A 753-nucleotide genomic window follows, 5' to 3' on the forward strand; every position below is an offset into this window, starting at 1 on the left:
CCAATGTCCCTTCCGGCCAGTGAAGCTGAACCCCATATCGCTCCAGCATCGCTTGGTAATCGCATAAATGCGCTGCCGAGGCCCTTACTTCACGAGGAGGAATACCGTGCATCACCGCATAAGCGGCTAATAGTCCCGCGGATTCGCCGATATTCCATTCCGTCGGATGCAGCCGATAGCAGCCATTGGCGATCTGCGTCATGCCGATATTTTTGCATGCCGGAAGCAGGTTGGTCATCCGCACCGGAATCAGCGATCCGAGCGGAATTTCATAAGGATAGTTCGGAATAAAGAAAGCCCGCTGGTTCACCGTCGTCGGATGCAGGTCCAAATAATAGCTTCCGACGCCGACGCTGTCCTCATACCGCTTGATTCCATTAGCGCCGCGAAGCTCCTGGCTGACATCATGCTCGGTGATCGTGTACTGCGCACGGATTCGCCGCGACTCCCGGATATAAGGGGACTTCGCCAAGCCGTCTTCCGTGCCGAGTACGTCGCCGCGCAGCCGGATGCCTGGATACCCGTATCCCCCGTCAAGCCGGGGAGCTTCGGTCTGCAGCCAGTACACAAGCGACAGCGTAAGCCCGTGGGCCGCCTCTAGATGACGCTTGCGCTCCTGTTCCGATACGCCGATCACAGGCCCCAGATAATAATCGTTCATAGGCCAGTTAAGCAGCGTCACCTCGCCGTCGCTCAGCGGCACGCGCCACAGGGAGGGGTCCACGATCCGCCGGTAATCCCACAGCGACATAA

1 protein-coding gene is annotated in these 753 nt (G+C 58.4%); it reads right to left on the bottom strand.

All coding sequences use genetic code 11. From position 1 onward, the window contains the following. Positions 1-753: FAD-dependent oxidoreductase (locus CPT76_RS00095; RefSeq protein WP_146116107.1), on the bottom strand; the 753-nt coding region annotated here is incomplete at both ends.

Source organism: Paenibacillus sp. AR247 (assembly GCF_002968895.1).
GTDB classification, from domain to species: Bacteria; Bacillota; Bacilli; order Paenibacillales; family Paenibacillaceae; genus Paenibacillus_AQ; species Paenibacillus_AQ favisporus.